The organism is Compostibacillus humi (assembly GCF_014637175.1).
Taxonomy (GTDB): domain Bacteria; phylum Bacillota; class Bacilli; order Bacillales; family Amphibacillaceae; genus Oceanobacillus; species Oceanobacillus humi.
The window spans coordinates 23,655-37,864 of record NZ_BMEV01000020.1; the positions used below are offsets into that span (position 1 = coordinate 23,655).

Genomic DNA, 14,210 nt, shown 5'->3' on the forward strand with positions numbered 1-14,210 from the left:
TATCTATCTCGATGCTAATATTTGTTTGCCAAACAAACTATCAACTTCTACTTTTTATACTATATGTAAACGCTTTATAATTCAAGATATTCTCAATAGAAGAACGCATCTTTATGCCAATGGAGGAGAGCAAAAAAAGAAAGCACCCTGAAGGTCTCGTGCCTGCTGACCTTTCGGGTGCATTGATTTATTCGTCTTCTGTTTCCTCCGCATACTGAATGAATTTCTTTAGCTTTTCAGCAACTTTCCAATATACGGTACCTTCTTCAAACTCCCCGTGAGCATTTTTCTTTCCTGCTTTTATTCCGGTAAGCAGCTCAATTCCCTCTTCGATCGTTTTCACCTGATAAATATGAAATTTCCCTTCTTTAACCGCTTCTATAACCTCATCTTTTAGCATGAGATTTTTTACATTTTGATGGGGAATGAGCACCCCTTGTTCTCCGGTAAATCCTCGTGATTTACATAAATCGAAGAACCCTTCAATTTTTTCGTTCACTCCGCCGATAGGCTGAATTTCTCCTTTTTGGTTAACCGAACCGGTAACAGCTAACCCTTGATTTATCGGAATATCGGCAATGCTGGACAGCAAGGCATATAATTCGGTGCTCGATGCACTATCCCCATCAACCCCTCCGTAGGACTGCTCGAAGGCCAAATGGGCAGTTAATGCCAACGGCTGTTCCTGGGCAAACATAGCACCTAAATAACCGGCCAAAATATAGACCCCTTTATTGTGGATATTGCCGCTCATTTTGCTTTCCCGTTCAATGTTGACAATGCCGCTCTGGCCAACGAATGTACTTGCAGTAATGCGGGTCGGTTTTCCGAAACTGTATTCTCCTAGCTGATAGACGGCAAGCCCATTTACTTGACCAACTTTTTCTCCTTCGGTATCAATGAGAATGTCGCCCTCTTCCATGCTTTCTGCCAGTTTTTCTTCGTAAAGGCTGGAACGGTAACGCTTTTCCTCAATGGCTTTTTCAACATGCTTTCCTTCGACAACGGGGTCCCCCATGAGCTGTGCCCACGTATCTGCTTCGTAAATGATTTCGACAATCTGGTTAAACCTTGTAGACAGTTTTTGCTGATGACTTACAATTCTGGCGCTGAACTCCACAATCTTTGCTACAGCTGTTTTGTCAAATACTTTTAATCCGTCCTCCTCGCAGCGGGTATGGATAAAGCTGGCCATCCTAAGGACGTTATCTTCGTTATAATCCATTTCCACGTCAAAATCAGCACGGACTTTAAAAAGTTTCCGGAAATCCTCATCGTAATGGTAGAGCAGCTGATACAGGTCTGCCCCGCCGATTAAAATGACCTTTACATCTAACGGGATGGAATCCGGCCTTAACGTGGCAGCCGCCTGTGTTCCTAATTGTTCACCAATATTTTCAATCCGGATTTGCTGATTTTTCAATGCGCGCTTGAGGGCATCCCAAGCAAAATGGTTGGATAAAACATCCTTTGCCTGAATAATGAGGTAACCGCCATTTGCCTGGTGCAAATAACCAGGCTTAATCTTTGTAAAATCAGTGCTTAACATGCCCATTTTATTCTCGTACTCTACTTTACCGAGCAAATTATAATAAGTCGGATTGTCGGCAAATACGACAGGGGCTCCGCTCGTTTCACTGTGATCGATAAAGAGATTGATAGTGTATTTATGGATAACGTTTTTTCTTTGTATCATCCCCTGAAACAGCTGTTGTTCCTCTTCTTCCTCCTCCTGTTTAAAGTCATCTACATTGGTCAAAATATCCTGTTGTACCGCTCGAAGATACGATAATATTTCACTATTATGCTGATATTTTTCCAGGAGTTCATCCATGTGATAGTCTACGGCAGCAGATGCTACTTTATAATCCAAGTTTTCCAACGTTTTCTTCGTTTCTTGCTCCAAAAGACGAAGTTTTCTTGTAAACTCCATAATCTTTTCCCGAACGATGCGGGATTTTTCTTCAATTTGCTGCTGGGTTTCCGCATCTAACATTTGGTAATCCTCTTCCCTTAGAGGCTTGCCTTGATATACCGGGACACTTAATATGCCTGATCCCGATTGACGGATGACAAAACCATAGCTTTGTGCGATTGCATTCAGCTGTTCAAATACCGATTGGCTTTTTTCCTGAAATCCGCGAATAATAGCAGACCGATCTTTTTGATAGCTTTCTTCCTGAAACACTTTTGGAATGTCTGTTTTTAAATGATTGACAAAGTCTTCCATATCCTGTTTCAGCAATTTGCCGGTCCCTTTAGGAAGCTTGAGTACTTTTGGCTTGGACCGGTCTTCAAAATTGTATACATAGCACCAGTCAAAAAGCTCTGTATCTTTCTGGGCAAATTCTTTTACAATCGATTTTGTATAGCTTGTTTTCCCCGTGCCCGCCAACCCAGCCACATAAATGTTGTAACCGGTTTTATTTACCTTTAAGCCAAAGCTCATTGCAGCCCGTCCCCGATCTTGGCCGACGATGCCTTTTAAAGCTGGAACTTCTTCTGTTGTTTGAAAAGGAAGCTTCTCCGGATCGATAAATCGTTTCAATTTTTCTGCCGGCACTTCCGCATACTTTTTAATATCCTTATCTGTTTTCACAACCATCTTCCGATTCTCCTCAACAAAAATTTTCTATCTATTTTAAGCATATCGAACCGCATCCAGCGGAGCAACGCTAATGTTCCCTTTTATTAACAAAAATTGGTACAGTGTGAGAGAAATTTATACTTGCATATACTGACAATCATTATGTATTCTATAAAATTGCAGTTTATTAGTTTGTTTGATAAACAAACTAAATGCAAAGAAAAGAAAGCGCAACCACGTTGTTGAAAGCCTTTTCCCATCATATTACATTTAGGAGGAACACTTATGGATTGGATAATAAATAACATGCCGGTGATTTCCTTAGTCCTCGGTGTGGCATTGCTGTTATTTTTGAATATGAAATGCAAACTTAATAGTTTTATTGCCTTACTGTTATCTGCCATATTCGTCGGAATATTAAATGGCATGCAATTAACCGATACTTTGGCAACAGTTAAGGCAGGATTTGGCAGTACGTTAGGAAGCCTGGCATTAATAATCGGGTTTGGTGCTATACTCGGTAAACTTATGGTAGATTCTGGTGCTGCTCAGCGGATTTCTTCCACCCTACTAGATAAATTTGGTGTTAAAAAAGTTGAATGGGCATTAATTATTATCGGTGCTGTCTTTGGAATTTCTGTATTTCATGAAGTTGCCTTTATGATTTTGGCTCCATTGGTAATCAGCATTGCGAAAGAAGCAAAAGTGCCTTATATGCGTCTTGGTATAACCATGGTTGCAGCAACAACACTTTCTCATAGTCTTTTCCCGCCTCAGCCAGGGCCAACTGCACTTGTGGATGCTTACGGTGCAGATATGGGAATGGTTTATATTTTCGGTGTCGTCGTGTTTATTCCTGCCGTTCTTGCTGCCGGAATTATCTTGCCGCGGCTGCCGGAATCATCTTGCCGCGGCTATTGAAAAACTTAGATCGCCCGTTGCCGCCATTGATGAAACAACCGAAAGAATTTACAGATGAAGAAATGCCTAACTTTGGCATCAGTTTGCTTGTACCTTTAATTCCTGCCATTATGATTACGAGTGCGACAATTATAAATTTATTTATAGAAGAAGGGTCTTCAGTCTACAATGTTGTAAACTTCTTTGGAAGTGCGGAAGTCAGTTTATTAATTGCAGTTATTATTGGTATCTTTGTATTTGGACTGCGTGTTGGCAGAAATATGACTCAAGTGATGGATACATTTTCTGATGCAATTAAAGGAATTGCCATGATTATTTTCATCGTAGGGGCCGGTGGTGCTTTTAAGGAGATCATTCTAGAAGCTGGTGTCGGCGATTATATTGCCACCTTAATGCAAAATAGCAGCTGGAATCCTTTAATTATGGCTTGGCTCATTACGGTACTTATCCGTATTGCTACAGGAACAGGAGTCGTATCTGCCATTACCGCAGCAGGTATTGTTGGTCCGCTTATTCCTACCTTTGATGTTAATCCGGTATTAATGGTATTGGCAACAGCAGCAGGTAGTAATACGATTACCCACGTTAATGATGCTTCCTTCTGGCTATTAAAGAGTACTTTAACTTATCAATTAAAGATACTTTTAAAACTTGGGGGTATGTGTCAAGTTTTTCTCGATGTTGTTTTTATCATGCTATTTCCAGCACTCTATTTTTGTACACTTTTTTCGGCTACCGCGCTGTCGCTTGCTGGCCTCGACGTTTTTGTCACGTTCTAAAAAACAAGAACCTGACAAAAACGTCGAGGTAGTATTAATGAAAACTCTTCATCAGGTTTCCTATGGCTGATGAATGGGCGGTATATAAGCTTATAGAACCTTGCTTTGCCCCTATCGATGGACGAGTAGGCTGACGTAGGAGTTCTGCTAGTCGTACCACCTGTTTCACATGACGCTGCTTGCGCTTACTTCGCTTTTGATGCTCCAGGTAAACCTCACGTAATGTCCTATTTAAAATACCTTGGATAATCTTCACCATACCCTCTGCACCTTCTTTACTCCAATGCATTCCCCGTTTCTTCATACGGAAGGAAATGTGCCGTTGATTGGATTCCATAGCGCCTAGACTTCGGGCATCTTCAGGAGGATTTTCTACCTTTTCTCTCCAATCAAAAATCCGTTCCCAATTATGGGTAATATACGTACAAAACCCCTCTAGCTTTTCTATCTTTTTCTCGTCCTCTAGCGTACTTTCATAGGTGTCCACCCAAAGCTTGAAATTATCTAAATGATGCTCTTTGATGGCTTTTTTCACGCCATCTTTATACTCGTTTTTCCCTCCACCAAATGCACGATTGAGAGCTTGGGAAATGTGGTATGGATCTAGTTGATTGAGCACGGAATACTTCGATTGGGAAAATGCCTCCTGGAACTTCTCGGCGGTATATCCTGCACCACCATCACTATTACTAACGATTTGTGTGTCCTCTAAAGAATAGTGATGAGCTGTAAAAGCTTGAACCTCTTTCCAAAATCCCTCTGTAGCTTGCGTCGTCATGATTACTTTTGGGTTCCTTAAAGATACACGTTTCCCATTCTTATCCCATCCTTCATGGATAATGGCATGATGAACCTCATGACTTTTCTTCTTTTCTGTGCCACGTACAAATACACCATCTGCCTCTGCATATAAAAAGTCTACTTTTTTCCCTTCAGGTAGAGAGGCGGCTTCTTCCAGTTCCGAAACCATTTCTTCATCCGCCTGTGCTTGTGCTTCTCCAACACGCCTTACAACACTTCCTACGGTGGTATGACTAAGATGAACAGCTGTCCACTCCTTCAAGACACGTGCGACTTCGCGGTAGTCCGTTTCACTTGCCATTTCCGCTACCTTCACTTCCACTAATGGGCTATGACGTTGATGCTTTCGTAGTCCTAACCACTCATCAAAAGGATGCCGACAATTTCCCTTTCCATCTCGCATGGATGTATGTCGGAAAGTGACACTTCCAAAGGTAAACTGAACGGTTTTTTCGTCAGCTCTTATGACGGTCCAACCCTCTTCTTGTTTTTGTATCTTAATCACTTGATCCAACTGAGTAAATACATCCCCCAACAACGACGCAAACATTTCATACATATACGTTCTAACACTTTCTTCTAGTTCAATTAAGTTATCGGTTCGCTTTATTATTTCATATATTTTTGATATAATTTTTTCCATGAGAAGGCCTCTTTCTAAATGTATTTGCCCGTCAAAGCATACATTTATGATAGAGTGCTTTCTCTTTTTTTACCAGAATTTAGCTTAAATACCCCTCGAGAAATATTTTACACATAGAACTTGGGGTCTGCTCCTATTAACGACTTCCCTCGTGGGAATTGGTGTAGTATTAACTCTTGATATCTTTATGTAATAACAAAAAGACCTGTGCAAAATAGAGCACAGGTCTTTTTTAGGTGCCTGTCACCAGTGGTTATGTTCTGTCCCAAAAGCGCTGTTGAGCAATAGCGTTCACGAAGTCTTTCGCGAAATTTGGATTATTTGCAGCAAATACAACGCCTGATAAATTATTGCTTTTCGATGGCTGGAAATAAGCCTGGCCCGTAGTGGCGACGCCGATCGGCTTATAATACTTATAGGCTGTCTGAATAAAGTACGTCATATCCCCATTGAATTTTGCTTTATTTCTGGCTGTTCCTCCGACAACGTATAAAGAATCATACAGATATGGACTTCCGGTAATAAATGTCTGATCTACCTTTATTCTCGTGCCATCATTTCCCGTAACCGGCTTCAGTGTCTCACTTACGATAACAGTAAATATACCATTCTGTTCTAAAGCAGCTAATACACTTTTAACCTCATTTCCATCAAAACCATCACTGATAAGCACTCCTACTTTTAAGGTGGCGGCGTAACGCGGCGTGTTTGCCTGACTGAGGGATGCGTAGCTGGTCGATACGGGGACATGGGTACCGCTTGGGCGGTTAACACCAATATTATCCGCCACAATGTATGCTAATTGCTGATCTACATTAACCAGTAAATTTACATTTTGCTGACGGACGGATTCACTTTTTACCTTGCCAAGCTGATAGCTGAACCCTTCAATCGTTTGCTGCTTCTCTACCGGTGTCAGGCTGTTCCAAAATATCCTTACTTGGGAAAAGAAGTCATTAAAAGATTCACTGCGGCCGCGAATCACATGTCCTTCGACCCGTTTCGGATAATGTTCATATCCGCCCTGCTCTGGCGGTGTTGTATAAGGTGTATTATCCGCTAAAGAATTATTGCGATAGTTTACTTGATCCACATCAATTCTGTATCTCATAAAACCTCTTCGAGTATTGTTATGAAAAGGGCATAGCGGACGGTTTACAGGAAGTTCATCATAATTGGCACTGCCTAGCCGATGGTGCTGTGTATCACGATAGGCGAACAATCTTCCCTGAAGAACAGGGTCATTGGAAAATCCAATTCCAGGTACAACATTAGCCGGGTTAAAAGCTGCTTGTTCCAACTCGGCGAATTCATTATCTACATTTCTATTTAACGTCATCTTCCCGATAGGCTGTACAGGAACGAGCTCCTCCGGCCAGAATTTTGCAGGGTCAAGGATATCAAAGTCGAATTTGAATTCATCTTCCATGGCAATTAGCTGAACGCCTAATTCATACTCCGGGCAATATCCTCGGTCAATGGCTTCCCGCAAATCCTTCCGGTGAAAATCCGGGTCGATTCCCCCCAGCTTTATCGCCTCATCCTGCAATAAGGAATGCACGCCAAGGAGTGGCTTCCAGACAAAGCGGACAAAGGTGGCAATGCCTTCTTTATTAATAAATAAATAAGTATTTATCGACCAGGACTCCATCATACGGTAGCTTCTTAAAATGCCCCGCGGAGACATAATCCATGTCACCATATGAAGCGATTCTGGATTATTGGCTACAAAGTCCCAAAACCGGTCATGAGCGCCTGTTCCCGTTGGTATTCCCTCATCCTGCTTATTTTGATAAGCGTGGATGACGTCCGGGAATTTCATCGGGTCTTGTATAATCAATACCGGCATTGCGATGGTGGTCAGATCGTAATTCCCTTCTTCTGTATAGAATTTCACTCCTTTACAGCGCAAATCCCTCGCTGTATCATACGATCCTTTAGGCCCTTGTACGGTAGAAAAGCGAACAAGCACCGGCGTCTTTTTCCCGGCTTCCTGCAAGAAGCCAGCTCTTGTCACATGGCTCATGGACTGATAACATTCAAACACGCCGTGGGCGCCATATCCCCGTGCATGTACGACCCTTTCCGGTATCTCTTCCCGGTTAAAGTGGCCCATTTTCTCCAGGAAATAGAAATCTTCAGTTAACCCAGGCCCTCGTACCCCTGCCTTTAAAATTTCACTGTCATTGGAAACTTTAAGATTTTGTTTCGTCGTCAAAGGCTTTCCTGTATTTTTTACCCTAAACTGATCAAGCTGCTCCTGTTTAGGATTTTGGTAATGAGAGTTTTGGTCTCTTGATGACTTCTCGTCCATGTAATCACCCATCCTAAATTTTATTTTTTAACTTACTTTTATATTCTTATGTCATGATTTGGAATTTATAACAAATTTCCCAACAAGAAGAATACATGGATGGGTGCTCTTAATTTCACTTCACAAAAAACCTCCTCCCGATATCGCCGGGAAGAGGTTCTTACTGTTTGTATAAAGCAGATTAACGCTTGGAGAACTGAGGTGCACGACGAGCGCCTTTAAGACCGTATTTCTTACGTTCTTTCATGCGTGCATCGCGAGTTAAGAATCCTTCACGTTTTAATACTGCACGGTATTCTGGATCTGCTTCCAGCAATGCCCGGGCAATTCCGTGACGGATTGCTCCAGCTTGGCCAGTGAAGCCGCCACCGTGAACATTTACTAATACATCGTATGTTCCTTGTGTTTCCGTAGCAACTAATGGCTGGTTAATAATTAAAATTTGTGTTTCGTAAGGAAAATATTCCTTTGCATCACGACCGTTAATAGTAATATTTCCTGTACCTGGTACTAAACGTACACGAGCGGTAGATTTTTTACGACGACCAGTTCCGTAGTATTGTACTTGTGCCAAGATTTATTCCCTCCCTTTATTACCCGCGAAGCTCATAGACTTCTGGTTTTTGTGCTTGATGATTATGTTCTGGGCCTCTAAAAACATGCAGTTTTTTCGCCATTTTACGACCTAAAGGACCTTTTGGAAGCATACCTTTAATGGTTCTTTCCAGCATTTCCTCAGGATATTTCGTACGCATTTCGTTAGCCGTACGTACACGTAAACCACCTGGATGTTGGGAGTGGTTATAATATTTTTTGTCGTTTAATTTGTTTCCGGTTAATACAACTTTTTCAGCGTTAACAATAATTACATGATCTCCAGTATCAACGTGTGGAGTGTAAGTCGGTTTATGCTTTCCGCGAAGGATTGCAGCAACTTCACTTGCAAGACGGCCTAAACGTTTGCCTTCTGCATCCACAACATACCATTTACGTTCAACATTTTCGTTATTTGCCATGAACGTTGTGCGCATTTTGTTTCCCTCCAAATTATCCATTCATTTTCATTCTTATTTCAACATGATTAAGTTTCCGGGGCTAATCATGGTTTTTCTAAGAGTAAAATGCCATAAATCATAATATACCATATTACACCCTAATGTCAAGTTCTGTCACGATTTTTCATAGATTACTTTCCACAAATACAGCCCTTGCGGAGGCATGGTTTTCCCGATATTGCCGCGGTCTTTTTTTGCTATCATCGTTCGTATCTCTTCCGGTTCTGCCTTCCCTTGTCCGATATCGAGCAGGGTTCCGACAAGGATGCGGACCATATTGTATAAAAAGCCGCTCCCGCGAACAATAAATACTGCAGAATCCCCATTTTTACGAAAGGATACTTCATACAGCGTTCTCACTTTAGAACCTTTAACTGTCGCTTTTTTTGAGGAAAATGCAGTAAAATCATGGGTTCCTTCAAAAATGCGGCATGCTTCATTGATCCTTTCCCAATCCAGTTCATAAGGAAAATGATACTCGTAGTTCCGCTTAAAGACATCCGCTTCTGATCCAGTATGAAGGAAATATCGGTATTCCTTCTCTGCCGCGCTGAATCGGGCATGAAAGTCGTCGGAAACGGATTCTGCCTCATTTATATAAATGTCTTCAGGAAGCTGGGCATTCAGCGCCTTTTTCCAAGCAGCAGGGGGCAAGTGAAGGGGTGAATCAAAATGAATTACCTGCCCCTTCGCATGGACCCCTGCATCGGTTCTTCCTGAGCCGGTAACGCGGACTTCAGCACCGCCGTGCATGCGGGACAGCACTTTCTCCAATTCTCCCTGTACCGTCCGTTTATTCGGCTGCTTTTGAAATCCGTAAAACAAAGTACCGTCATAACTCATCGTACATTTCCATCTCTTCATTGCATCGGTACCTTCCTAACCGTAGGATCTTGTGGCAAAGACGATTGCTGCAACGATAATAAAAAATATATAAATGCCGATATCGATTTTCTCAATTCGTAATTCCCTTAGTTTTGACCTGCCTTCTCCACCGCGATAACCGCGGGCTTCCATCGCCATGGCCAGCTCTTCTGCCCGTTTAAACGCACTGACAAAGAGTGGAACAAGCAGGGGAACGATCGCTTTAATTCTTTCTTTTAAGGGGCCAGTCCGATAGTCGACTCCCCGGGATGCCTGGGCACGGGAAATCTTTTCTGTTTCCTGCATTAATGTTGGTATGAACCGTAACGAAATCGACATCATCAGTGCCAATTCATGTACTGGAAATTTCACTTTTTTCAGTGGAGCCAACATTTCCTCTACCGCGTCGGTAATTTCAATCGGCGTTGTCGTTAGCGTTAATAGAGAGGTTACGAGAATGAGCAAGAAAAAGCGAATGGATATCGCAATTCCTTGCAGGATGCCGCCGGAATAAAATTCAAATATCCAAAAGTCGACAACCTTTGTTCCCTCTTTTGTTATAAATAAATGGAGCAGAAATGTAAAAATAATTAGAAACCAGACCGGGGTTAAACCTTTTAATATAAACCGAATCGGCACTTTCGAAGAAAACATGCTTAATAAAGCAAAAATAATTAACGTGCTGTAACTCCATAGGTTATTGGCAAAAAAAACAATGACGACAAAAAAGAAGATAACGGTAATTTTCGTCCGCGGATCTAGCCGGTGGATGACCGAATCCCCTGGGACGTACTGTCCGATAATCATCAAGTTGTTCATCACCCGACCCCCCTTAACTGTTCTGCAATGTGCTGCGCCAGCTGGGAAATCGATTGATTATGAAAAGGAATCTTCGTTTGAAATTTCTCTTCGAAGGAAGCGATGAATTCAACGATTTCCGGTACATCCAGTCCGACCTGATGTAGGGCTTCTTTTTGTATGAAAATATCCTCTGGCTTTCCTTCCATATACTTTTTGCCTTTATTTAATATGATGACATAATCTGCGTATTTCAAAGCATCTTCCATACTGTGGGTAACAAGGACAGTCGTTAAGTTTTCACTATGGTGCAAGTGATAAAACATTTCCATAATTTCCTTCTGTCCTCTAGGGTCCAGCCCGGCTGTTGGTTCGTCCAGGACGATTACTTCCGGCTTTGTCGCCAGAACACCTGCAATGGCGACCCGCCGCATCTGTCCTCCACTTAAGTCAAAGGGGGAACGGGCCAGCAAACTTTCTGACAGGCCTACAGCAGGGAGAACCTCGCGGATTCTGCTTTCAATTTCTTCTTCAGAAACGCCAAAGTTTTTTGGCCCGAAAGCAATATCCTTCCTGACGGATTCTTCAAATAATTGATGTTCCGGATATTGAAAAACAACGCCGACACGGCTGCGTAATTCCATCAAATTTTCCGGTTTTTTATCTTTTGTAAGCGTAAATTCACCGATGCGAATTTCCCCTTCTGTCGGCAGAGAAAGGCCGTTTAAATGGCTGATTAAGGTCGACTTCCCGGAACCGGTATGGCCGATGACCGCCACAAATGAACCAGAGGGAATGAATAGAGATATATCTTTTAAGGCGATATGCTCAAATGGGCTGCGAGGCTGGTATATGTGGGTTACATTTTTGAATATAATGTCCATAAGTCCTCCAATAGCTCCTCACCATATAAAGGTTCTCGCTGTAATGCAATTCCATTTTTTTGCAGTTCGGCTGCCAATGCAGTAATAAAAGGCACATCCAAGCCGATTTTTTGCAGCTCATCCTTTTTTGAAAATATCTCCCTTGGTAGCCCTTCATCCCATATTTCGCCTTCATTCATAACAATTACCCGATCCGCCTGGACAACTTCATGCAGGTCATGGGTTATCGTAATAAGTGCCAGTTCCTTGCTTTGCTGCAAGTTTGCTACCGTATGCATGATTTCTTCTCTTCCCCTTGGATCCAGCATGGCCGTTGCTTCATCTAATATAAGCACCTCTGGAGAAACGGCAAGTACGCTGGCAATGGCAACCCGCTGTTTTTGCCCTCCGGATAAGCGATGGGGCTCTGTAAGGCGGTATTCTCCCATGCCAACGGCTTGCAACGTCTCGTCAATTCTTTTTTCCATTTCTTCCCTTGGAATACCCCGATTTTCCATGCCAAAAGCAACATCGTCCTGTACCGTAGCTCCGACAAACTGGTTGTCCGGGTTTTGGAAAACCATACCGACTTCTTTCCTGATATCCCATACCGTTTCTTCATTAATCGGCTTGCCGTTAATGGCAATTTCTCCTTTTTGGGGAAAGAGCAGGCCGTTTAACAATTTCGCAATCGTTGATTTTCCAGAGCCGTTATGCCCGATAATCGCTACCCATTCATTTTTGTGAATTTCAAATGAGACGTTTTTCAATACCCATGGCTGATTTTCATCATAGCGAAATGAAACATTCTGAAAGCTGATAACTGGTTTCGCCAAATTTTCTCTCCCCCTATACTCTGCTCTTCTTTCCCTCCAGCTCGTCTCATCAATTATCCTCAAAGCTTCCCGCAACAGGAAGGGTGTCAGTTTTTCTTTTTATCCCGAGACTTTCCTTGATGGCAGGATCTAAACTACACAAAAGAGTTATTTATCCTTCCCGCCAAGAAGGAAAAAAGCAGCTTCTCATGAATTGTCGGTACAAAAAAAGGGCTTGGATCCACCTCGAAAGAGATCTGAGTCCTGCCCTTGCCGTAAGACGTTTCATTAAACTAATTCAATGATTGCCATTTTCGCTCCATCACCTTGGCGTTCACCTAGTTTAAGAACACGGGTGTATCCACCTTGTCTGTCTTCGTAACGTTTGGCAATGTCATCAAAAAGTTTTTGAACGACATTGTTGTCTTCTCCTGCTTCTTTATTGTAAAGAAATGCAGCAGCTTGACGACGTGCATGTAAATCGCCGCGTTTTCCTAAAGTAATCATTTTTTCAACGACTGACTTTAATTCTTTTGCCTTTGCTTCAGTTGTTTCCAAACGTTCATAGATGATTAAATCAGAAGCAAGGTTGCGAAGAAGTGCCATACGGGCATCAGTTGTACGTCCTAGTTTTCTAGTCATGGACTTTCCCTCCCTTTCTATGACTCCTTATGGAATCAGTCATCTTGGCGTAAACTTAGTCCAAGTTCCGCTAATTTCGATTTAACTTCTTCTAATGATTTCCGTCCTAAGTTAACAGTTCTTGTACCGTATTAATTCCTGCCCGCTTCAGACAGTTGTAAGACCTTACCGATAAATCCAGTTCTTCAATCGTCATTTCCATTACTTTTTCTTTTTGATCTTCTTCTTTTTCTACCATGATTTCTGCATTTTGAGCTTCATCGGTAAGATTAACGAAAATATTAAAATGTTCCGTTATAATTTTTGCGCCTAAAGAAATAGCTTCTTCTGGCCGAATACTGCCATTTGTCGTAATATCCAATGTCAATTTGTCAAAATCTGTACTTTGACCGACACGGGTGTTTTCCACTTGGTAAGTTACTCGTGAAACCGGGGTAAAGATGGAATCGACTGGAATCACGCCGATTGGCTGGTCATCCCGTTTGTTTTCCTCTGCCGGGCGATACCCCCGTCCCCGTTCTGCTGTGATTTTCATGTGTAAGCTTCCCCGTTCATTTAATGTTGCAATATGGAGGTCCGGATTAAGAACTTCCACATCGCTGTCATACATTAAATCAGCAGCAGTCACGATTCCTTCTCCTTGTACATCTAACTCTAAGGTTTTCGTTTCATCCGAATAGATTTTTAATGCCAGCTTTTTAAGATTGAGCACAATCTGCGTGACATCTTCGACGACACCGTCAATGGTTGAAAACTCATGTAGTGCTCCATCAATCTGAACGGATGTAACAGCAGCACCTGGAAGTGAGGATAGTAACATACGACGCAAGGAGTTTCCTAAAGTGGTACCATAACCACGTTCCAGCGGTTCAACTACAAATCTGGCAAATGTAGCATCATCACTGATCTCAACTGTTTCAATCCTTGGCTTTTCAATTTCGATCATCTAATTAAAACCCTCCTTTAAAACGTCGAAACCCCGGCTAGACTCATTGTCTAACCGAAATTCCTCGGGCAAGCAGTAGGTGGATTGATACTGCCTTATCCATACGTACAGTTTCTCTTGAGCTGTGAGCGGTGAATCAAATCACACTGCTTTTTAGGCCATCATAACCCATTATAGACAGG

General features: G+C 42.2%; 12 protein-coding genes and 1 pseudogene. 2 read left to right on the forward strand and 11 right to left on the reverse strand.

Going from position 1 to position 14,210, the window contains the following annotated elements:
- Positions 1-187: 187 nt before the first annotated feature.
- Positions 188-2,605 carry a Lon protease family protein gene (locus tag IEV18_RS06920; protein WP_188391660.1) on the reverse strand — a complete coding sequence of 806 codons (2,418 nt, stop codon included), beginning with the start codon at positions 2,603-2,605 and terminating at the stop codon, positions 188-190.
- A gap of 267 nt (positions 2,606-2,872) precedes the next feature.
- On the opposite strand from IEV18_RS06920, the gene IEV18_RS17425 reads away from it, so the two are divergent.
- Together IEV18_RS17425 and IEV18_RS17430 are read left to right on the forward strand one after the other, a co-directional pair.
- Positions 2,873-3,508 (forward strand): GntT/GntP/DsdX family permease, encoded by a 636-nt coding sequence (locus IEV18_RS17425; RefSeq protein ID WP_268235414.1) that lies wholly within the window; start codon positions 2,873-2,875, stop codon positions 3,506-3,508.
- Positions 3,493-4,287 carry a GntT/GntP/DsdX family permease gene (locus IEV18_RS17430; protein WP_268235415.1) on the forward strand — a complete coding sequence of 265 codons (795 nt, stop codon included), beginning with the start codon at positions 3,493-3,495 and terminating at the stop codon, positions 4,285-4,287. Before IEV18_RS17425 ends, IEV18_RS17430 begins: the two co-directional genes overlap by 16 nt.
- 34 nt (positions 4,288-4,321) lie before the next feature.
- Here the strand turns inward: IEV18_RS17430 and IEV18_RS06930 are convergent, their stop codons facing one another.
- From IEV18_RS06930 to IEV18_RS06975, 10 genes and pseudogenes are all read right to left on the reverse strand, one after another.
- Positions 4,322-5,731, reverse strand: coding sequence for an ISLre2 family transposase (locus tag IEV18_RS06930; RefSeq protein WP_188391661.1), 1,410 nt, complete (start codon positions 5,729-5,731; stop codon positions 4,322-4,324).
- Positions 5,732-5,984: 253 nt separating this feature from the next.
- Entirely contained in the window at positions 5,985-8,045 is a 2,061-nt protein-coding gene (locus IEV18_RS06935; RefSeq protein WP_188391662.1) for a catalase, read from the reverse strand.
- Positions 8,046-8,226: 181 nt separating this feature from the next.
- Positions 8,227-8,619, reverse strand: a complete 393-nt coding sequence (rpsI, locus tag IEV18_RS06940) for a 30S ribosomal protein S9 (protein WP_188391663.1) — start codon at positions 8,617-8,619, stop codon at positions 8,227-8,229.
- Between the two features lie 19 nt (positions 8,620-8,638).
- Positions 8,639-9,076, reverse strand: a complete 438-nt coding sequence (gene rplM, locus IEV18_RS06945; protein ID WP_188391664.1) for a 50S ribosomal protein L13 — start codon at positions 9,074-9,076, stop codon at positions 8,639-8,641.
- A gap of 138 nt (positions 9,077-9,214) precedes the next feature.
- Positions 9,215-9,964, reverse strand: coding sequence for a tRNA pseudouridine(38-40) synthase TruA (truA, locus tag IEV18_RS06950; protein ID WP_188391665.1), 750 nt, complete (start codon positions 9,962-9,964; stop codon positions 9,215-9,217).
- Positions 9,965-9,979: 15 nt separating this feature from the next.
- Entirely contained in the window at positions 9,980-10,783 is an 804-nt protein-coding gene (locus tag IEV18_RS06955) for an energy-coupling factor transporter transmembrane component T family protein (protein ID WP_188391666.1), read from the reverse strand.
- Entirely contained in the window at positions 10,783-11,646 is an 864-nt protein-coding gene (locus IEV18_RS06960; protein WP_188391667.1) for an energy-coupling factor ABC transporter ATP-binding protein, read from the reverse strand. The genes IEV18_RS06955 and IEV18_RS06960 overlap by 1 nt, the downstream gene beginning before the upstream one ends.
- The gene (locus IEV18_RS06965; protein ID WP_188391668.1) at positions 11,622-12,461 is read right to left on the reverse strand and encodes an energy-coupling factor ABC transporter ATP-binding protein; all 840 of its coding nucleotides are present in this window, start codon (positions 12,459-12,461) and stop codon (positions 11,622-11,624) included. The genes IEV18_RS06960 and IEV18_RS06965 overlap by 25 nt, the downstream gene beginning before the upstream one ends.
- 267 nt (positions 12,462-12,728) lie before the next feature.
- Entirely contained in the window at positions 12,729-13,082 is a 354-nt protein-coding gene (gene rplQ / locus IEV18_RS06970; protein WP_188391669.1) for a 50S ribosomal protein L17, read from the reverse strand.
- A gap of 35 nt (positions 13,083-13,117) precedes the next feature.
- Positions 13,118-14,028 (reverse strand): annotated as a pseudogene (locus IEV18_RS06975) (DNA-directed RNA polymerase subunit alpha).
- Positions 14,029-14,210 lie beyond the last annotated feature (182 nt).